The organism is Pseudonocardia sp. ICBG1293 (assembly GCF_020131355.1).
Taxonomy (GTDB): Bacteria; Actinomycetota; Actinomycetes; order Mycobacteriales; family Pseudonocardiaceae; genus Pseudonocardia.
Genome location: NZ_JAHLEL010000049.1, coordinates 71,847 through 90,745, shown reverse-complemented (window position 1 = coordinate 90,745; position 18,899 = coordinate 71,847). Strand labels below are relative to the sequence as shown.

The 18,899-nt window shown below is 70.7% G+C and carries 16 protein-coding genes and 2 pseudogenes; 11 read left to right on the top strand and 7 right to left on the bottom strand.

Going from position 1 to position 18,899, the window contains the following annotated elements; genetic code table 11:
• Positions 1-50: 50 nt before the first annotated feature.
• The 3 genes and pseudogenes from KPF47_RS25910 to KPF47_RS41130 form a co-directional block, all read right to left on the bottom strand.
• Positions 51-865, bottom strand: a pseudogene (locus tag KPF47_RS25910) (IS5 family transposase).
• A 140-nt stretch (positions 866-1,005) separates the two neighbouring features.
• Entirely contained in the window at positions 1,006-1,848 is an 843-nt protein-coding gene (locus KPF47_RS25905) for an IS5 family transposase (RefSeq protein ID WP_224386276.1), read from the bottom strand.
• Entirely contained in the window at positions 1,824-2,723 is a 900-nt protein-coding gene (locus tag KPF47_RS41130) for a DUF4062 domain-containing protein (RefSeq protein WP_224391428.1), read from the bottom strand. The genes KPF47_RS25905 and KPF47_RS41130 overlap by 25 nt, the downstream gene beginning before the upstream one ends.
• A gap of 69 nt (positions 2,724-2,792) precedes the next feature.
• Between KPF47_RS41130 and KPF47_RS25895 the strand changes: the two genes are divergently transcribed.
• On the top strand, positions 2,793-3,857 hold the full coding sequence (locus tag KPF47_RS25895) for an IS630 family transposase (RefSeq protein ID WP_255660478.1): 1,065 nt from the start codon (positions 2,793-2,795) through the stop codon (positions 3,855-3,857).
• Between the two features lie 1,156 nt (positions 3,858-5,013).
• Here KPF47_RS25895 and KPF47_RS25890 read toward each other — a convergent pair.
• Positions 5,014-5,589 (bottom strand): annotated as a pseudogene (locus KPF47_RS25890) (IS5/IS1182 family transposase); the annotation flags it as partial.
• Positions 5,590-5,644: 55 nt separating this feature from the next.
• Between KPF47_RS25890 and KPF47_RS25885 the strand changes: the two are divergent.
• Genes KPF47_RS25885 through KPF47_RS25875 form a run of 3 tightly spaced genes read left to right on the top strand, consistent with a single transcriptional unit; the run spans position 5,645 to position 9,412 of the window.
• A complete protein-coding gene (locus KPF47_RS25885; RefSeq protein WP_224391421.1) occupies positions 5,645-7,765 on the top strand; it encodes a molybdopterin cofactor-binding domain-containing protein in 2,121 nt (706 codons plus the stop codon).
• A 1-nt stretch (position 7,766) separates the two neighbouring features.
• On the top strand, positions 7,767-8,546 hold the full coding sequence (locus tag KPF47_RS25880; RefSeq protein WP_224391420.1) for an enoyl-CoA hydratase/isomerase family protein: 780 nt from the start codon (positions 7,767-7,769) through the stop codon (positions 8,544-8,546).
• Complete coding sequence (locus tag KPF47_RS25875) at positions 8,546-9,412, top strand: xanthine dehydrogenase family protein subunit M (protein WP_224391419.1); 867 nt, start codon at positions 8,546-8,548, stop codon at positions 9,410-9,412. Before KPF47_RS25880 ends, KPF47_RS25875 begins: the two co-directional genes overlap by 1 nt.
• Before the next feature lie 5 nt (positions 9,413-9,417).
• Here KPF47_RS25875 and KPF47_RS25870 read toward each other — a convergent pair whose 3' ends face one another.
• Complete coding sequence (locus KPF47_RS25870; protein WP_224386790.1) at positions 9,418-10,665, bottom strand: IS110 family transposase; 1,248 nt, start codon at positions 10,663-10,665, stop codon at positions 9,418-9,420.
• A gap of 224 nt (positions 10,666-10,889) precedes the next feature.
• Entirely contained in the window at positions 10,890-11,051 is a 162-nt protein-coding gene (locus KPF47_RS25865; protein ID WP_224391418.1) for a hypothetical protein, read from the bottom strand.
• Between KPF47_RS25865 and KPF47_RS25860 the strand changes: the two genes are divergently transcribed.
• The 6 genes from KPF47_RS25860 (at position 11,016) to KPF47_RS25835 (ending at position 15,363) form a co-directional block, all read left to right on the top strand.
• Entirely contained in the window at positions 11,016-11,474 is a 459-nt protein-coding gene (locus KPF47_RS25860; protein ID WP_224391417.1) for a GyrI-like domain-containing protein, read from the top strand. The genes KPF47_RS25865 and KPF47_RS25860 overlap by 36 nt on opposite strands.
• Before the next feature lie 88 nt (positions 11,475-11,562).
• Entirely contained in the window at positions 11,563-12,525 is a 963-nt protein-coding gene (locus KPF47_RS25855; protein ID WP_224391415.1) for a ferritin-like domain-containing protein, read from the top strand.
• Between the two features lie 10 nt (positions 12,526-12,535).
• A complete protein-coding gene (locus KPF47_RS25850) occupies positions 12,536-13,186 on the top strand; it encodes a HemK2/MTQ2 family protein methyltransferase (RefSeq protein WP_224391414.1) in 651 nt (216 codons plus the stop codon).
• Positions 13,176-13,370: a CDGSH iron-sulfur domain-containing protein gene (locus KPF47_RS25845; RefSeq protein WP_374108897.1), complete on the top strand. Its 195-nt coding sequence runs from the start codon at positions 13,176-13,178 to the stop codon at positions 13,368-13,370. Before KPF47_RS25850 ends, KPF47_RS25845 begins: the two co-directional genes overlap by 11 nt.
• A 5-nt stretch (positions 13,371-13,375) precedes the next feature.
• A complete protein-coding gene (locus KPF47_RS25840; RefSeq protein ID WP_224391413.1) occupies positions 13,376-14,398 on the top strand; it encodes an iron-containing redox enzyme family protein in 1,023 nt (340 codons plus the stop codon).
• Positions 14,395-15,363 carry an L-histidine N(alpha)-methyltransferase gene (locus KPF47_RS25835; RefSeq protein WP_224391412.1) on the top strand — a complete coding sequence of 323 codons (969 nt, stop codon included), beginning with the start codon at positions 14,395-14,397 and terminating at the stop codon, positions 15,361-15,363. The genes KPF47_RS25840 and KPF47_RS25835 overlap by 4 nt, the downstream gene beginning before the upstream one ends.
• Here KPF47_RS25835 and KPF47_RS25830 read toward each other — a convergent pair.
• A complete protein-coding gene (locus tag KPF47_RS25830) occupies positions 15,360-16,259 on the bottom strand; it encodes an NADP-dependent oxidoreductase (protein WP_224391411.1) in 900 nt (299 codons plus the stop codon). The two genes, KPF47_RS25835 and KPF47_RS25830, sit on opposite strands and share 4 nt — an antisense overlap.
• Positions 16,260-16,370: 111 nt before the next feature.
• Between KPF47_RS25830 and KPF47_RS25825 the strand changes: the two genes are divergently transcribed.
• Complete coding sequence (locus KPF47_RS25825; protein ID WP_224391410.1) at positions 16,371-18,893, top strand: FUSC family protein; 2,523 nt, start codon at positions 16,371-16,373, stop codon at positions 18,891-18,893.
• Positions 18,894-18,899: the final 6 nt, after the last annotated feature.

Genomic DNA, 18,899 nt, shown 5'->3' with positions numbered 1-18,899 from the left:
GTCGCGCGGGATTGGTTGGTGAATCATGGACGTCGTGCAGGTCGGGCCGTTCAGCGGTGTGTGGTCCAGGCCTGCCGAATCAAGCTACGGAGTGTGACGATCGTGTCGGCGAGGTCGAAGAACGCGTCGACGACGATTTCTCGTCGTTCGTAGCAGCGCTGCAGCCGGTTGAAGCTGTTGTGCCAAGCGTTGGTCCGCTCGACGTGCCAGCGGCGGGTGGCCTGGATCGGCGCTTTCTCACCCTTGTGCGCGATCTCGCCGTGCAGGCCTCGTTCGGCCAGCGTGTCGCGGGTCTTGCCGGAGTCATAGCCGGCGTCGAGGTGCACGGTGATGTCGTCGGGCAGCGGGCCGAGAGCATCGAGGCGGTCGAGGGTGGGGCCAGTAGCGGGGAGTCGTGCCGGTTGGCTCCGGCCAGGACTCGGCCCAGCGGGATGCCGTATCCCTCGACGAGCACCGAACGTTTCATACCCTGTTTGCGCCGGTCCACCGGCGACGGACCGGCGACCTCGCCGCCGCCGGGGGCCTTGGTGATGGCGCCATCGACGGCGATGTCGTGCAGCAGCAGACCGACGATGCGGTCGTAGGCGTCCAGGACGATCCGACGCAGCTGGGCGAAGACCCCGAGCCTGATCCACTCGTCACGACGATCGCGGATGGTGGTCGCCGAGCAGGTGCTGTCAGCGATGCCCTCATACGAGCAGCCGAACCGCAGTACCTGCAGGAGCTTGTCGAACACGATCCGATCCGCGATCCGGCGGCGATGGCAGCCCAGCGGATGGGTGGGATCGAACTCGTCTCGATGAGGCAGCAGCGCGGTGAACTGGTCCCACAACGGCTCGGTCAGCCATGATGGCAGGGTGGGCACGCGGCCTCCAGACGATCACGAAGCGTAGATAACTTCATGATCGGCAGGCCCGTACCCGCCCTCGCCCCCAGACACTCGACCGCGGCCAAGCTGTGACCAATCCGCGCGACCTCTAAGAGGTCGCGCGGATTGGTTGGTGATCATGGACGTCGTGCAGGTCGGGCGTTCCAGCGGTGTGTGGTCCAGGCCTGCCGAATCAAGCTACGGAGTGTGACGATCGTGTCGGCGAGGTCGAAGAACGCGTCGACGACGATTTCTCGTCGTTCGTAGCAGCGCTGCAGCCGGTTGAAGCTGTTGTGCCAAGCGTTGGTCCGCTCGACGTGCCAGCGGCGGGTGGCCTGGATCGGCGCTTTCTCACCCTTGTGCGCGATCTCGCCGTGCAGGCCTCGTTCGGCCAGCGTGTCGCGGGTCTTGCCGGAGTCATAGCCGGCGTCGAGGTGCACGGTGATGTCGTCGGGCAGCGGGCCGAGAGCATCGAGGCGGTCGAGGGTGGGGCCCAGTAGCGGGGAGTCGTGCCGGTTGGCTCCGGCCAGGACTCGGCCCAGCGGGATGCCGTATCCCTCGACGAGCACCGAACGTTTCATACCCTGTTTGCGCCGGTCCACCGGCGACGGACCGGCGACCTCGCCGCCGCCGGGGGCCTTGGTGATGGCGCCATCGACGGCGATGTCGTGCAGCAGCAGACCGACGATGCGGTCGTAGGCGTCCAGGACGATCCGACGCAGCTGGGCGAAGACCCCGAGCCTGATCCACTCGTCACGACGATCGCGGATGGTGGTCGCCGAGCAGGTGCTGTCAGCGATGCCCTCATACGAGCAGCCGAACCGCAGTACCTGCAGGAGCTTGTCGAACACGATCCGATCCGCGATCCGGCGGCGATGGCAGCCCAGCGGATGGGTGGGATCGAACTCGTCTCGATGAGGCAGCAGCGCGGTGAACTGGTCCCACAACGGCTCGGTCAGCCATGATGGCAGGGTGGGCACGCGGCCTCCAGACGATCACGAAGCGTAGATAACTTCATGATCGGCAGGCCCGTACCCGCCCTCGCCCCCAGACACTCGACCGCGGCCAAGCTGTGACCAATCCGCGCGACCTCTAAGGTCGGCAGTCCGTCCGGGTCGAGAACTCCAGCCATTCCATTTTGCGGAAGAGACGCCCATATCGAGACCTGGCCGGACTTGCATGCCCTCATTCCGACGATCTCGGCGGGATTTGGCTCTCCGAATCGATTGGGGCGCACCTGACGTATCTCGGCGGTGCAGTAACCTGCTTCCCGATCTGTTTGTAGTCCAGCTGCTTCGTCGATTCGCGCGGATCTGCGAAACCTTCCAGGAAGAGTATCGAAGACAGCAGTCGATTGTCGAGTCGACATTGCTGCGCGATCGATCGGTATGACGTGGACTTCGAGAATTGGACCTCGACCATCGATTCTCTGCACGCCCGGCGGGGTGGTGTCGCGCCACCGAAACTCGACTTCCCTTTCAAGTGTTTCGTACTGAAGAGGGTCAGGGCCGGCGGCAATTTCTTGAAGCTTGGGAACTACCTTCTCAAGCAGCTCGTCGGTACTTTGAAAATGATCCCGGAAGACTCCAGTCGCGTATGCTTCAATGGTACGTGCGAACTCTTGCTGTTGATCTTTAAATTGAACTCCCTGCTTTCGATACACAATTCTATGGAGGCCGGTCTGGGTTGCAAGTGTCCACTCTTCGTGCGTAGCAGACTGTCTCGTTTCCGGGAAAGTAGCCCCGTACTCTGGTCCAAGGAGAAGGAGGTACACGTCCGATTGAGCTACCTCGCGCAGGCAAACTTCTCTGCTGGGTTCGCCTTGCGCAGAGAATTCTTCGAATCGAACGGGTATGTGGCCTAGTGTTGCGGTAACTAGGTTACTTTACTCACGGGCTGGTTTACGGGATCATGAGCTGTGCCGTTGACTGTGACCGTGGACGTTCCGGCCGCCGACCGCGAGGTGCTGGAGTCCTGGCTGCGTTCCTCGTCGGTTTCGGCGGGACTGGCCCGACGGGGCAGGATCGTGTTGCTGGCCGCGGACGGGGTGGCGGTCAAGGACATCGTCACACTGGTCGGGGCGTCGAAGGCGACGGTGATCGGGTGGAAGAAGCGTTACGCCGCTGAGGGGATCGCCGGGCTGGCCGACCGGCCCAAGGCGGGCCGGCCGCCGGTGATCGACGAGGTCGCGGTCGTGCTCGCCACGCTGGAACCGCCGCCTGAGCGGCTCGGAGTCACGCACTGGTCGTCACGGCTGCTCGGTGCCGAGCTCGGGATCTCCCACGTGTGGATCGGCAAGATTTGGCGGCGGTGGGGGCTGCAGCCGTGGAAGTCCGAGACGTTCAAGTTCTCCACCGATCCCGAGCTCGAAGCCAAGGTCCGCGACATCGTCGGGTTGTATCTGAACCCGCCGGACAAGGCCGTCGTGCTCTGCGTCGACGAGAAATCCCAGGTCCAGGCCCTGGACCGGACAGCGCCGATCCTGCCGATCATACCCGGTATCCCGGAGAAACGGACGCATGACTACGTCCGTCACGGCACCACCACGCTGTTCGCGGCGTTAGAGGTCGCGACCGGGCGGGTCGAGCAGGCGTGCCTGCCGCGGCATCGCCATCAGGAGTTCCTGCGGTTCCTCAAGCAGGTCGCGAAGGCCTACCCGCGGCGCAAGCTGCACCTGGTGGTGGACAACTACGCGACCCACAAGCACCCCGCAGTGAAGGCCTGGCTGGCCCGCAACCCGCGGATCACCCTGCACTTCACCCCGACCTCGGGATCGTGGCTGAACATGGTCGAGGTCTTTTTCGGGGTCATCACCCGCCAGGCCATTCGCCGTGGCAGCTTCGGCAGCGTCAGAGAACTGATCGGCGCGATCGGCCGGTTCATCGACGGCTGGAACGAACGCTGCCACCCGTTCATCTGGACCAAACCCGCAGACCACCTACTCAACCACTGCCGACCCGGTCAAAGAACATCGTTTACGCGACACTAGGTCTTAGATTGACGACGGTTGAAGGCGGTCTAACAGTGAGCTTCTCAGAGTCCGCGGTCTTAGCCCATTGGAAAGAGCATCGTGAGCAGTTCAGGCAATCTGAAACTCAGAGGGCGACACTTACTAACGTCCTGTTTGTTATTACTGCTGCTTTAAGCGCTGTCATTGCACAGCAAAAGTTCTCGCAGAGCATGATCGCCATTTGTGTGTTTATTATAGTATTAGGACTATTTGGGGCGCTCGCAGTTTCGAAGTACCATGAACGCGCTCGCTATCATCTCATGCAGGCGCGAGCCCTGACCGCTGCGTTGAGTAGAAATGGACTTCTTACCGAAAGAGCTCATCTGGATGATCAAAGGGATCGGCACTACGCAGAATTTCCGACTATCAGCAGAGTGCGTCTCCATCGTTTATGGGTATCGCTGCACATTGTCATATCCGCATACGGTGCCGCACTTCTAGTAATTTGCCTTTCAAATAGCTCCTGAGAACCAGGGGGCCTGCGGTGAGGTCGTCTCGATAACCATCTTTTTTAAGAATCTGGATTTGGGGCTGGAAGATCGCCAGTCGACTTGGCCCGACCTCGGATCGCTGGAACGGCATATCAGCTAGTCGAGCTGCTCGCTCATCCGATCCTGAATATACTCGATAATCAGAATCAAATCATGTACATCGTTTTGTGAGGTCGGGGGACCGCTTGCAGCGTGCGCGAGCCTGTTCCGGATCTCTTGGGCGAGGCGAACCCGTTGAATGATCTCCTCTTCAAGCTCTCCGATTTCGACCAAGTAAGAAGCCATTCGATGGGCGTTGTGACTATAGTCTAACCCGTGCGTTGTGCACATTTTCGCGAGTAGCCACTCGAGTGCTGTAAATGCCACAAGGTAGGCGGCCGCAGGGTGTTGGTTGGCAAGCCCCTTTGCACTAGAAACACGCGATGAAATCTCCGGCTCAGAGTCCAGTGATGGAGTCGGCTCGGGAACTAAGAGCGTCCGGCAGTAGAGGTGGCCGTGTGTCGGTGTTGGTAGAGACACGGACCTGCAAGTGATCATGGGATTGCTGATGTCCTGATGGTCGCCTGGAGAGTCCGTGCCTCTACCTGCAACGACACCCCCACGACCTCATTTGCCGGGCGCTCTAAACCTGTGCAACTCAGGCCTGAGTCATAGCCCCGGTCCAGGTGCAGGCACGGTCGCTCGGTCAGCGGCCCGATCATGTCGTAGATCCCGATCAGGGTCGGTTTCAGCAACGGCGAGTCGTGGTCATTGGCGCGGGCGCTGATCAGGTGCAGCGGGATCCCCGCACCGTCGCAGACCACGGAGCGTTTGGTGCCCTGTTTGCCCCGGTCGACCGGGTTACAGCCGGCGACCTCGCCACCGCAGGGAGCCTTGGTGATCGCTCCGTCGGCAGACAGATCGTCGAGGTCGAGACCGATCATCTGGTCATAGCCGGCCAGCGCGGCCCGAAGGACCTGCTCCCCGACGCCGGCGGCGGCCCACTGGGCGAGACGGCGGCGGATCGTGCGGTCCGAGCAGCCGGGGGTGGCGATGCGTTCGTAGCCGCTGCCGTGCACCAACGCCGCGAGCACGTGCTCGAACACCAGGCGGTCGGGGATACGGCGGCGGTGACATCCCCACGGATGGGCCGGGTCGAACTCCGGGCGCCGCTCTGCCTCGATCAGGGCAGCGAACTCGACCCAGAGGGGGTCGATCAGCGATTCTGGCAATAGAGGCACGGACCCTCCAGGCGACCATCAGGACATCAGCAATCCCATGATCACTTGCAGGTCCGTGTCTCTACCAACACCGACACACGGCCACCTCTACTGCCGGACGCTCTACGTCGCCGAGGACGCCGCCGAGCTGGTCACCGTCGAGTACGACGAGCTGGGTGCGGTCACCGCCGCGCGGGCCGCACTGGAGCCGGACGCGCCGCTGCTGCACGAGGACGCCGGGTCCAACGTCGCCACCGACCGCACCTTCTCCTTCGGCCCGGTGGAGCAGCGGTTCCGCGACGCCGCGCACGTGGTGACCGGCCGCTACGACTTCCCGCGCTACTCCTCGGTGCCGATGGAGTGCTACTCGGTCATCGCGCAGTGGAACGAGGGCGACGGCGGCCCGTCGGTCGAGGCCTGGGCGAACTTCCACGGACCGTTCTCGATGGTCCCGGTGATGGCCGGCGCGCTCGGGATCCCGACGTCGCGGGTGCGGCTGCACGTCCCCGCCGACATCGGCGGCAGCTTCGGGATCAAGGCGGGCATCTACCCCTACGTGGTGCTGATGGCGCTGGCCTCGAAGCACGCGGGCACGCCGGTGCGGTGGGCCGAGGACCGCGTCGAACACCTGATGGCGAGCTCCACCGGCGCGGACCGGGCGATGACCTTCTCCGCCGCGGTCGACGCCGACGGCACCGTGACGGCCCTGCGCACCGACCTGATCGACAACGTCGGCGCCTACCTGCGCCCGCCGGAGCCCTCCACGCTCTACCGCTGCTACGGCAACATCACCGGGCCCTACCGCATCGACGCCGTCGAGATCCGGGCCCGTGCCGTGGTCACCAACACCATGCCGACCGGGCTGAACCGGGGCTTCGGCGGCCAGCAGCTCTACTTCGGACTGGAGCGGCTGATGGACGCGGTCGCCTCGGCGACCGGCCTGGACGTCGTCGAGGTGCGCCGGCGGAACCTGGTGTCGACGTTCCCGCACGAGACGGCGACCGGGGGCGTGTACGACTCCGGCGACTACGCCGCGGCGCTGGACCTGGCCGTGAAGAACGCCGACCTCGCCGAGCTGGAGCGCCGGCGCGAGACGGCCCGGGCCGAGGGCGCCTTCTACGGCATCGGCACCGCACTCGTCGTCGACCCGTCCGGCACCAACATCGGCTACGTCGGCCTGGCCACCCCCGCCGAGGACCGCAGGCCGGGCCGGGACAAGTCGGGGTCCACCGAGCACGTCCGGATGTCGGTGGACCTGCAGGGGATCGTGACCGTGCTGCTGGGCTCGGTCCCGCAGGGCCAGGGCCACGCCACCGTGGCGCGCAAGGTCGCGGCGCAGCGGCTCGGGCTGCCGATCGCGCAGGTACGGGCGGTCGTCGACATGGACACCGCGACCACCCCGTGGACGGTGACGTCCGGGTCGTACTCCTCGCGCTTCGCCCCGCTCGTCACGAGCGCGGTCGTCGCCGCCGCGGACACCATCGCCGCCACGGTGAAGGCCGCCGGGGCCACGCTGCTGGAGGGGGCCGACCCGGGTGAGCTGACCCTGCTCGACGGGAAGGTCGTCCACCCGGACGGCCGCTCGGTCGCCTTCCGGCACGCGGCCGGCGTCGTGCACTGGGACCCGGCGTCGCTGCCCGACGGCGTCCCCGCCCGCCTCTACGCCGAGGCCGAGTTCTCCCCGCGGGAGACCCGCGCGGCCACGGCGGACGACCGGATCAACTCCTCGCTCTGCTACGGCTTCGTGGCCGAGATCGTCGCGGTGCGGATCGACCCGGACACCCTGGAGATCGAGGTCGACCGGGTGTCCTCGGTGCACGACGCCGGGACCGTCCTCGACCAGACCCTGCTCGACGGCCAGGTCTACGGCGCGCTCGTGCACGGCCTCGGCGGTGCCGCCTACGAGGAGTTCACGCACGCCGACTCCGGGCAGCCGACGGCGGCGACGTTCCTCGACTACCTGTGCCCGACCAGCGCCGAGGCCGGGTTCGACCTGCGCACCGACCACGTGGTGACCCCGTCACCGCTGACCCCGCTCGGCGCCAAGGGCTGCGGCGAGGGGTCGTCCAAGAGCTTTCCCGTGGCCTACGCCAACGCCGTCGCCGACGCGCTGGCACCCCGCGGGATCGACATCACCCGCCTGCCGCTGCACGGCGAGGTACTGCACCAGCTGCTCACCGAGAAGGAGAACTCCTGACATGGCACTCAACGGCGGCGACGTCGTCCTGACCCGCGAGCACGACGGGCGGGTCGCCTACCTGACCCTGTCCCACGGCAAGTACACGGTCGTCACGATGGAGATGCGCCGGCTGGTCGCCGAGCGCTTCGCCGAGATCGACCGGGACCCGCAGGTCCGCGTCGTGGTGATCCGCTCCGACGGCCAGCACTTCACCTCCGGCGGCGACATCGCCGGGTTCATGGAGGTCGACCCGATCGACCTCACCGACCTCGGCCAGGACGTCACCGCCCCGGCGCGCAGCACCAAGCCGGTCATCGCCGCGATCGACGGCTACTGCTTCGGCGTCGGTCTGGAGATGGCGTTGTCCTGCGACATCCGGCTCGGCACCCCGCGTACCCAGCTCGCGCTGCCGGAGATGAACCTCGGCATGATCCCCGGCTCCGGCGGCACCCAGCGCCTGGCCCGGCTGATCGGCCTGTCCCGGGCGAAGTTCCACATCATGACCGCGACCCGGATCCAGGCCCAGCAGGCGCTCGACTGGGGCATCCTGGCCGGCCTGTACGACGACCGCGACGCGCTCTACGCCGAGGTCGACGCGCTGGCGCTGAAGATGGCCGGGTTCTCCCCGGCCGCGCTGCGCACCGCCAAGGAGGTGCTCGACCGCGGCGTCGACGGTCCCCTGTACACCGGCATCGAGCTGGAGCGGAAGGCCTACTCGATGCTGCGGGCGACCGAGGACTTCGCCGAGGGCGTGAAGGCCTTCGGGGAGAAGCGCACCCCGAACTTCACGGGCCGCTGATGAAGGCCGCACCGTTCGCCTACGTCCGCCCCGGCCGGCTCGACGACGTGCTCGGCGAACTCGCCGGCGGCGACGGCAAGGTGCTGGCAGGCGGCCAGTCCCTGGTGCCGGTCCTCGCGATGCGCCTGGGCCGCCCCGGCACCCTGGTCGACATCACCGCCGTACCCGAGCTGACGTCGGTGGGGACGGAGCGGGACGGGTACCGGATCGGCGCGGCGGTGCGGCAGCGCGCGGTCGAGCACGACCGGGCCGCCCACGCGGTCCCGCTGATCGGGATGGCCATGCCCTTCGTCGGGCACCGGGAGCTGCGCAGCCGGGGCACCGTCTGCGGCAGCCTGGCCCACGCCGACCCGGCCGCCGAGCTGCCCGCCGTCGCCTGCTGCGCGCAGGCGACGGTCGAGCTGGCAGGCCCGGGCGGTCGGCGGAGCATGCCGGCCGAGGAGTTCGTGACCGGCGCGATGACCACCGCGGCCGGGCCGGAGGACGTCGTCGTCGCGGTGACGTTCCCGCACACCCGGCCGGGGGAGGGCTTCGGGTTCGCCGAGATCGCCCGCCGGCACGGCGACTTCGCGCTCGCCGGGGTGGTCACCCGGGTCCGGGTCGGCGACGACGGCGCGGTGACCGAGGCCCGGCTGACCGGGTCCGGGATCTCCGACCGGGCCGTCACCCGGGACGTGACCTCGCTGCTCACCGAGCACGAGGACGACCTGCGCCCGGCCGCCGCCGCGCTGGCCGAGGAGGTCGTCGACACCGGCGGGGACTCCCATGGTTCGACCGGCTACCGGCGCCGGTTGTTCGGAGTGCTCGCCGCCCGCGAGCTGTCCCGCGCGCTGCACCGCGCGCGGGACCGGAAGGAATCCGAATGATGGTGTCAAGCCGCGGTAGCGGGTTGTGGTGCGGTGATGGTGAACATTCTCCGGTCACGCAGCAGGGCCCACAGGACGTCGACCAGGCGTCGGGCCAGGGCGAGCAGAGCTTGGGTGTGCAGCATTCTTTCGCTGCGTTTGCGCTGGTAAAAGGCCCGGGACGGGCCGTTGACCTTGAGGCTGGACAGCGCGGCCATGTAGAACACTCGCCGCAGGCGGCGGTTGTAGCGTCGTGGGCGGCGCAGGTTCCCGCTGATCCGGCCGGAGTCCTGGGGCACTGGGACGAGGCCGGCGTAGGAGGCCAGCCGTCCCGAGCTGGCGAAGCCACCCAGCTCGGAGCCGACATCAGCGCCGATACTGCTGCTGACACCGCCGTTGGTGGCGGTGAGGAATTCCGCGCCCAGAATGGGGCCGAGTCCGGGCAGCGACTCGATGATCGCCGCGTCCGGGTGGGTGCGGAACACGGTGGTGATCAGCTTGTCGGTGTCTTTGATCTCCCGGTCGAGCTCCAACAGCCGCCGGGCCAGGCCGGCGACAAGGACCGCGGTCCGCGTCTCGCTGGGCAGGGTCACGGTCTGGGCGTGGGCTGCGGCGACCGCGGTGGCCGCCATCGTGGGGATGCCTGGTGCCCATGCCCGGTGGGCGTGCAGATACTCGATCACTCCGGCTGTGTCCGCGTCTCGGAGCGCCTGCGGTGTCTGGAACCCGGTGACCAGCACCAGAGCGCTGCGGGTGGAGTAGTCGAAGGCCGCCTCGAGACCGGGAAAGATCGACCCGAGCAGGTCACGCAGCCGGTTGACCCCGCGTACCCAGTCAGCCATCAGGTCCTCGCGGTGGGCCACGAGCCGACGCAGCTCAGCAGTGGTCTCGTCAGTGGCGGTAACCACGGTGAGGTCGGCGCCGGACATGCGGGCGGTGTCGGCGATGACCTTTGCGTCGCGGGCGTCGGTCTTGGCCTCCCCACGGAACACGCCGCTCATCCGGTTGACGACCCGCCCGGGAACGTAGACCACCCGCTGGTCGGCTGCGGTGAGGACGACCTGCAACAGCGCGGCATAGCTGTTGGTCAGATCGATCGCCCACCGCACGTCCTCGGCCGCGGCGGACGCCCGATCGAGCAGAGCTTCGATCGCGGCCTGGTCGTTGCCGACCTTGCGGGAGAACACAACCTTGCCCTCGGCATCGACAGCGCAGGCGTGGTGGGTCCTTTTCCCGACGTCGATCCCGATCCAGACCACTGCTCGTCGCGCCACGAACAAACTCCTGTTGTTGCAGTTCACGCCCGTGGACAACCCGCCATCAGGTCCCTAATCAGCGACGGTTCGCATCAGATCCGAATCAGTGGCCAGGCCTGTCCAGAACGACGGGGCGGCCATTCCTTCCGAGCCACCGAAGCGGCAACAGCTCATCAGCCACACCCCGTCGTCCCGGGCATCCGGGGCATCAACCCCGAACACCTGCGACCTTAGAGGTCGTTTCAGAACGACTTGTCGAGTTTCCATTGACCCCTCGACGACAGATCAAACGGCAGGTCAGATAGCCGCTTGTCGTCTACAACAGACACGTCGACCTCGTTCTGAAATGACCTCTTAGGGACCCGTCCATGACCACCCCCGAGCTCGTCGAGGTCAGCGCCCACCCCACCGCCGTCGTCCGCGGGGCGGTCCCGGTGACCGACCTGCCCGCGTTCTTCGACCGCGCGTACTCCGTCCTCCCCGCGACCCTGGCCGGGCAGGGCGTGACGGTCACCGGGCCGGCGTTCGCACTGTTCCGGGGGCCGCTGACGGCGACCGCGGATCTCGAGACGGGGTTCCCCACCGACCGGGCGGTCGTCCCGGACGGCGACGTCGTCGCCGGCACGCTGCCCGCCTGCCGGGTGGCCCGCGTCGTGCACGCCGGCTCGTTCGACGGGCTCGGCGACGCCTGGCAGCGGCTGGGGGAGTGGGTCGCCGGCCGGGGCCTGCGCGGCGGTGACGTGTTCTGGGAGGTCTATCTGACCGAGCCGTCGCCGGACATGGACCCCGCCGACCTGCGCACCGAGCTGAACATGCCGGTGACCTGACGGGAGCGGCGCCGGCGGGCAGGAGTGGGACCGCGGATCGCGGGTAGGCGTGCCCCGACCCTGTCGTCGCCCGCAAGAGGACGTGTCCGTGACCGATACCGCCGCCGTCGTCGCCCAGCTCCGCGTGCTGGAGCAGCTGACCCGCACCGAGAACCGGATCGCGCGCCTGCGCACGGTGCAGGCCCGCACCGACGAGACCCGCCGCGAGCTCACCGACAACGCCTGCCGCGCCGAGGGCCGCCTCGCCCGCATCCAGGACGCCCTGCGCGACCTCGACGCCGTGCCCGACCTGGTCGGTACCGTCGGCGGCCGGATCGTCGCGTTCGTGAAGAGCCAGGTCGAACAGGCCCAGCGCTTCGACGAGGCGCTCCTCGGCGACCTCGCCCTGGAGCATCAGCTCCAGGACCGTGCCCGCTACCTGCAAGCGGTGACCGCGTCCGGGCCGGAGCAGGTGCACCGCCTCGCCGGTGAGCTCGTCCGGGCCCACACCGAGACCGTCGACTGGCTGACCACCGTGCTGGCCGAGGAGGCCGTCGGCGGGCCCGCGCCGCTGCGGGCCACCCCGCTGCAGATCGTGCGCGGCGCCGTCACCGACGTCGTCCGGCTGCCGGCCCGCCTCGGCGCCGTTGGTCTCAACCGTGCCGGACACGAGCTGGGCCGGGCCGGGGAGCGGGTGCGGCGCACCGCCACCGCACTCGGCGACGGCGCCGACCGTGCCGGGCGCGACGCCGCCGAGGTCCTCGGCTCGGGGCTGGACGCCGCCCTGGAGCGCGCCGAGGACATCGCCCGCCGCGAGCGGGCCGGCGACGTCGCCCGCACCCTGCACGGCACCCGGCGGGCCCGCGGCGCGCTGACCGTGGGGGAGCTGCCGGTCGAGGGCTACGACGACCTGTCGGTCCCCGACGCGGCCCGCGCGGTCCGCGAGCTCGACGCGCCCGAGGACGTGCAGGCCGTGCTGCGCTACGAGGAGCAGCACAAGAACCGGGCGGGTGTGCTCACCGCGGCCCGCACCCGGCACGCCGAGGTGGCCCGCGAGACGGTCGCGCACTGACGTGGCGCCGATGCTGCTGACCCCGCCCGGGGTCTACCGGCCGCAGTCGGACTCGCAGATGCTGGCCCGTGCGGTCGCCGTCTCCGGGCGGGCCCGCGGTGCCGTGCTCGATCTCGGGACGGGCACGGGGACGGTGGCGCTCGCCGCGGCCCGCTGCGGGGCCGGCGCGGTCACCGCGGTCGACCTGTCCCGGCGTGCCGTCGTCGCCGCCCGGCTCAACGCCCGGCTCCACCGAGCCACGCTGACCGTGCACCGGGGCGACCTGTTCGCCCCGGTGCGGGGCCGCCGGTTCGCGCTGGTCACCGCCAACCCGCCGTACGTGCCCTCGCACTCCGACCGGCTCGCCCGGTACCGTCGCGCACGCAGCTGGGACGGCGGCCGCGACGGACGTGCGGTGGTCGACCGGATCTGTGACGACGTCGCCGACCACCTCGAACCGGGCGGTGCCCTGCTGATGGTGCACAGTGCGGTCTCCGGGGTACGGGCCTCGCTGGACCGGCTCGCCGCGTCCGGGCTCACCGCCCGGGTCGTCGACCGGACCCGGATCCCGCTCGGCCCGGTGATGCGGGCCCGCGCCGTGCTGCACGAGACGCGTGGCCTGGTCGAGCCCGGTGCCGCGGACGAGGAGCTCGTGGTCATCGAGGCCGTCCGTGAGCGCTGAACCCACCCGCGTGCGGATGACCGACGACGGCCCGGTCCTGGTGACCGGTCCGGTGGAGGTCGAGCTCCCCGACGGCACCCGGGTCACGTCGCGACGCCCGGTCACCGCGCTGTGCACCTGCCGGCGCACCCGCCGCCCGCCGTTCTGCGACACCAGCCGCCGCACCCGCGTCCGACAGGAGTGACCGACGTGACCGCACCCCCGTACCCGGCCACCGGGCTCGCCCCGCTGCCGACGGCGCGCGGGCCACTGTCCGGCGCCGTCCTCGACCGGCTGCGCGGCGACCCCGCCCCGCTGCCCGCCGCCGGCGACGCCGACCCGTGGGGCGAGGACCTGCACCTGGCCCTGCACTGCTGCTACGAGCTGCACTACCGCGGCTTCGCCGGGGTCGGCGACGAGTACGAGTGGGACGTGGACCTGCTCGGGCTCCGCGTCGCGCTGGAGGAGCGCTTCCTGGCCGCGCTGCGGTCCGCGGTGCCGGCCTCCGACGACGTCGCCGGCACCGTCGACGCCCTGCTGGTCGAGCCGGTCGGACCGGGCGCGGAGACCGGCGTGACCCACCACCTGCTGCGCCGCGGCGAGCGGCGGGAGCTGCGCGAGTACGTGGTGCACCGCTCGATCTACCACCTCAAGGAGGCCGACCCGCAGGCCTGGGTGATCCCGCGGCTGCCCCCCGCGGCCAAGGCGGGACTGGTCACCGTCGAGCACGACGAGTACGGCGCGGGCGACGCCGCGAACATGCACGCGGTGCTGTTCGCCGCGATGATGCGCGACCTCGGCCTGTCCGACGCCTACGGCGCCTACGTCGACGCCGTCGGTGCCGAGACCCTCGCCGAGGTCAACTTCATGTCGCTGTGCGGGCTGCGGCGCAGCCTGCGCGGTGCCCTGGTCGGGCAGTTCGCGCTGGTCGAGCTGACGTCCTCGCCCGGGTCGGAGCGGCTGGTCCGGGCGATGCGCCGGCTGTCCTGCGGCCCGGTCGCGACCCGGTTCTACGACGAGCACGTGGAGGCCGACGCCGTCCACGAGCAGGTCGTGCGGCGCGACGTCCTGGCGCCGCTGCTGCACGCCGAGCCCGCACTCGCCGCCGACGTCGTGTTCGGCATCCGCGCCGCCGCCCATCTCGGCGAGCGGCTCGGCGACCGGGTGCTGGCCCGCTGGTCGGCGGGGGAGTCGAGCCTGCGGACCCCGCTGCCCGGGGAGCCGGGCCGGTGACCGCCGACCCGGTCGAGCTGGAGCAGGGGTCGTTCTGGGACGACGTGGACGACCTGCGCGCCCGGCTCGCCGAGCCGTTGCCGCGGATCCCGCCGTGGTTCGGCTACGACGCGCTCGGCTCGGAGCTGTTCGAACAGATCACCGAGCTGCCGACCTACTACCTGACCCGGTGCGAGCGGGCGCTGCTGGAGCGGTACGGCACCGACATCGCCGCCCGGCTGGACTGTCCCCGCGTGGCCGAGCTCGGCTCGGGCAGCGCGAAGAAGACCCGGCTCCTGCTCGAACACTGCTCGGCGGCCCGGCCGACCACCTACCTGCCGATCGACGTGAGCCACGAGATGCTCGTGCTCAGCGCCGAACGCATGGCGGACCTGCCCGGGCTGACGGTCACCGGGCTGTGGGGGCGCTACGAGGCGGGCCTGGACCGGCTGCGCGACGACGGCGGCGCCCCGGTGGCGGTGCTGTTCCTGGGCGCCAACATCGGCAACACCACCGCCGACGAGCGCGCCGCCCTGCTGGCCCGGATCGGCGCCACCCTGCGTCCCGGTGACGCGCTGCTGGTCTCCGCCGACCTCGTCAAGCCGGCCGGGGTGTTCGAGACCTGCTACAACGACCCGCCCGGCCACGACGCGTTCGCGCGGTTCCGGCTCAACCACCTCGACCACCTGGCGCGCCGGTTCGGCGGGGCCGTCGACCTCGACGGTCTGCACGCGGTGGCGCACTACGACGAGGCCGCCGACGTCGTCGACGGGCGGCTGTGGGCCCGCCGGGACCAGACCGTCGTGCTGCCCGGTCTGGAGCGGACGCTGGAGCTGCGTCGCGGCGACAGCGTCAACGTCGGGTTCTCGGCGAAGTTCGAGCCCGACCGGCTGCACACCGACGTGGCCCGGCACGGGCTGCGGGCCGAGGCGGAGTGGGTCGACGACGAGCACCGGTACGGGCTGTTCCTGTTCCGCCGGGACTAGAGCACCAGGACGACCTTGCCGGTCACGTGACCGTGCTCGACGAGAGCGAGCGCCGCACCGGCCTCGTCGAGCGGACGGGTCGTGCGCACCATCGGGTCCAGCCCGCCGTCGGCGACGAGGCGGACGAGCGCGTCGAGCACCGCGGTGCTGCGGTCCCGGGTGACGTCGCGCCCGCCCAGCTGCGCGACCAGCGGCTTGTCCGCGATCGAGTAGAGGGACCCGGGCGGGACGAGCCCGGCGACGGCGCGGAGCGCGTCGCCGCCGACGAGGTCCAGCGCGCCGTCGACCCCGTCCGGTGCGGCCGCGCGGATCCGGTCGGCGACGCCGTCGCCGTAGGCCACCGGGACCGCACCGAACCCGGCGAGCAGCTCGTGCTTGCCGGGGCTCGCCGTCCCGACCACCCGTAGTCCGCGCCGGCGCGCCAGCTGCACCAGCGGCAGCCCGACGCCGCCGCCCGCGCCGTTGACCAGCAACGTCGCTCCGTCGGGGAGCGCGAGGTCGGTCAGGGTGTCCCAGGCGGTGCCCGCGGCCACCGGCAGCGCGGCCGCCCGTTCCGGGGTGACCTCCGGCGGGCGGTGCGCGGCGAACCCCGCGGTGACCCTGGCCCGTGGCGCCCAGCCGCCCTGCATGTCCGGGCAGCCGCCGAACACCTCGTCGCCGGGGGCGAAACCGGTGACGTCGGCGCCGACCTCGAGGACGGTCCCGGCGACCTCGCGGCCGAGGACCGCGGGACCGGCGACGCCGTAGTCACCGTCGCGCATCCGCCAGTCGCCCGGGTTGACCCCGGCCGCGCGGACGGCCACCAGCAGCTCACCCGGCCCCGGCCGGGGCTCGGGGACCTCGACGAACGCCTGCTGTTCCGGGCCACCCGCCCGCACGAACCCGTACCCGCGCATCCGCGCACCTCCCTGGTCGCACACCGGCCGCTCACGCTACGACCACCGGGCGGGATGCGCGAAGATCACGATCCGGTATATCGTTAGCATATGCAACGGAGTGTGACGACCGTGCCCGAACGCCTCCTGCGGGCCCGTGACCGGTTCGTCGCCTCCGACCCGGGGCTGGTGCGCCTGGTGTCCGCCCTGCGGGCGGTGCTGGCCATCGGCACCGCGCTGGGCGTCGAGTACCTGGTCGCGGCCGCGACCGGCACCCCGCCGCTGCTGCCGATGATGATCGAGGCGGTGGTGGCGATGCTGGCCTCGTTCGGGATCGCCGACGCGACCCGCGGCGGGCAGGCGGTCACGCTGTGCTGCCTCGCGGTGTCGATGCTCGGCGGGATGGGGGTGGCGCTGCTCGTCGACCGCAACCGGCTCGCGTCGCTGGCGGCGTTCGTCGTCGTGGTGTTCGTCGCGGTGTGGGTCCGCCGTTTCGGGCTGCGCTGGTTCGTCTGCGGGATGGGCGGGTTCATGGGCTACTTCTTCGCCCTGTTCCTGAACCTGCGCCCCGAGATGCTGGCCGGGGTGGCCGCGATGGTCGCGGTGGCGGTCGTGTGGGTGATGCTGCTGACCCTGGTCCTGCTCCCGATCCGCAACGACCGGGTGCTGCGCCGGATGCTGCGCTCGTTCGAGGCGCGCCTGGCCGGGATCGCGGGGACCGTGCTGCTCGTCGCCGACCTGACGCCCGGTACCGCGGAGCGGCAGCGGGCCGAGGCCCGGCTGGCGAGCCTGCTGGAGCGCGTCACCGAGGCGGCCCTGGTCATCGACGGCCAGCTCGGGGCCCCCGGTGCCGTCGCCGACGACGACGCCGCCCGAGACGTCCGCCGCGCCGTCCTGGACGCGGAGCTGGCCGTCGCCGCCTCGGCCCGGACCGGCCCGGACGTGCTCGGCCCCGGGACCGAGCGGGACACCGGCACCGCCGGCTCGCCGCGCGCGCTGCTCGCGATGCTGCACCGGGGGCGCTGGGACGCGGTCGCGCAGCAGGCGCCGGCCGCGGCGGACCGGACGGCGGCCCCCGGTCCGCGCCGGCTCCTGCTCGACGTCGCGGTGCTCGCCGGGGCCCGCGCGGAGTGGGCCGGGGCCCTCGCCGCCACCCCCACCGGCGCGGGTGCCCCGACGGTGGAGGAGGCGGGTGCGTTCAGCCCGGCCGTGCAGCTGTTCGGCGGTGGCCTGCCCGGGTCCGCGGGGACGGTCACCCGGCTGCACCGCCCACCCGACGGGACCCGGCCGGCGTCGCGGCTGTCGCTGACCACCCGGCAGGCCGTGCAGGTCGCGGTCGCCACCGCCGTCGCGATCGCCGTCGGGGACGCGCTGTCGCACCAGCGCTACTACTGGGCGGTGCTGGCCGCGTTCATCGCGTTCACCGGCACCGCGACCGTCGCGGAGACGGTCCGCAAGGCCGTGCACCGCATCCTCGGCACCATGATCGGGCTGGTCGGGGCGATCGCACTGGTGCCGGTGCTCGGGCCGGACGTCGCCGTCGTGCTGCCGGTGATCCTGGTCAGCATCTTCGGCGCGCTCTACCTGTTCCGGCTCTCCTACGTACTGATGATCTTCTTCATCACGCTGATGCTGGGTGAGCTGTACGCGTTGCTGGGCACGTTCTCGGTCGACCTGATGGTGCTGCGGCTGGAGGAGACCGTCGTCGGCGGGGTCGTGGGCTGCGCGGTGTCGGTGCTGGTGCTGCCCACGCGCACCCGCTCCGCGGCCGGCGAGGCGCACCGTGGGCTGCTCGACGCGTTGACCGGGCTGCTGGAGTCGGTCGACCGCACCCTGCGTCACCCGGGTGCCGGCGACGACCTGTGGGCCGCGGCCCGCGCCCTCGACGCGGCGGTGCACCAGACGCTGCTGCTCGGCCGCCCGCTCACCCGGACCTGGCTGGGCGCCACCGACCGTGACGTCGCGCGGTGGCTGACGGCCTGCACCGCCGTCGCCGCGCACGCCCGGCGGCTCGCCCGCTCCGCCCGGCCCGGCGCCGGGACACCGGCGGTGACCGGGGCCTGCGCGCGGCTCGCACAGCTGACCGCGGCCGCCGTCGCGGGGCGGCCCGTACCCCCGGGCAGCTGCGACGCCGTGGTGGACCTGCTGGTCGGCGCCGCCGCGGGCAGCGGCCGGCCCGCCGTGCTCGCCCGCGAGGCCGGGCTGCTCGCCGCCGAGCTGCCCGCCCTGCTCGAAGGTGCCCGGTCCGACGACCCCGCGGACGCGCCCGCGGTCGGGCGGGTCCGCGGGCCCGGCGGTGCGCCGGTCGCGGCGGCGGTCACCGTGGTCGACGCCGCCGGCCGCCAGCTCGACCGGGTCACCACCGCCGACGACGGGTCCTTCGCCGTGCACGTCGCCGCCGGGACCCACCTGCTGGTCGCCGCCCCGGTGGTGGCCTCGACCGCACCGTACGGCGGGCACGTGGCGCTCGGACCGGGGACGGTGCTGGCCGACGTGGTGCTGGACGACGTGGTGCTGGCCGACGGCGCCGCAGCCGGCGTCGTGCCCGGCGCGGTGCGGCGCGGGGCCACCCGTGCGGCCGCGGCGCCGGCCGGTGCCCCACCGGTGCGGGGACCGGCACGCAGTGTCGGGCGGGCGTGCGTCCGGCACGCCTGACCCGGC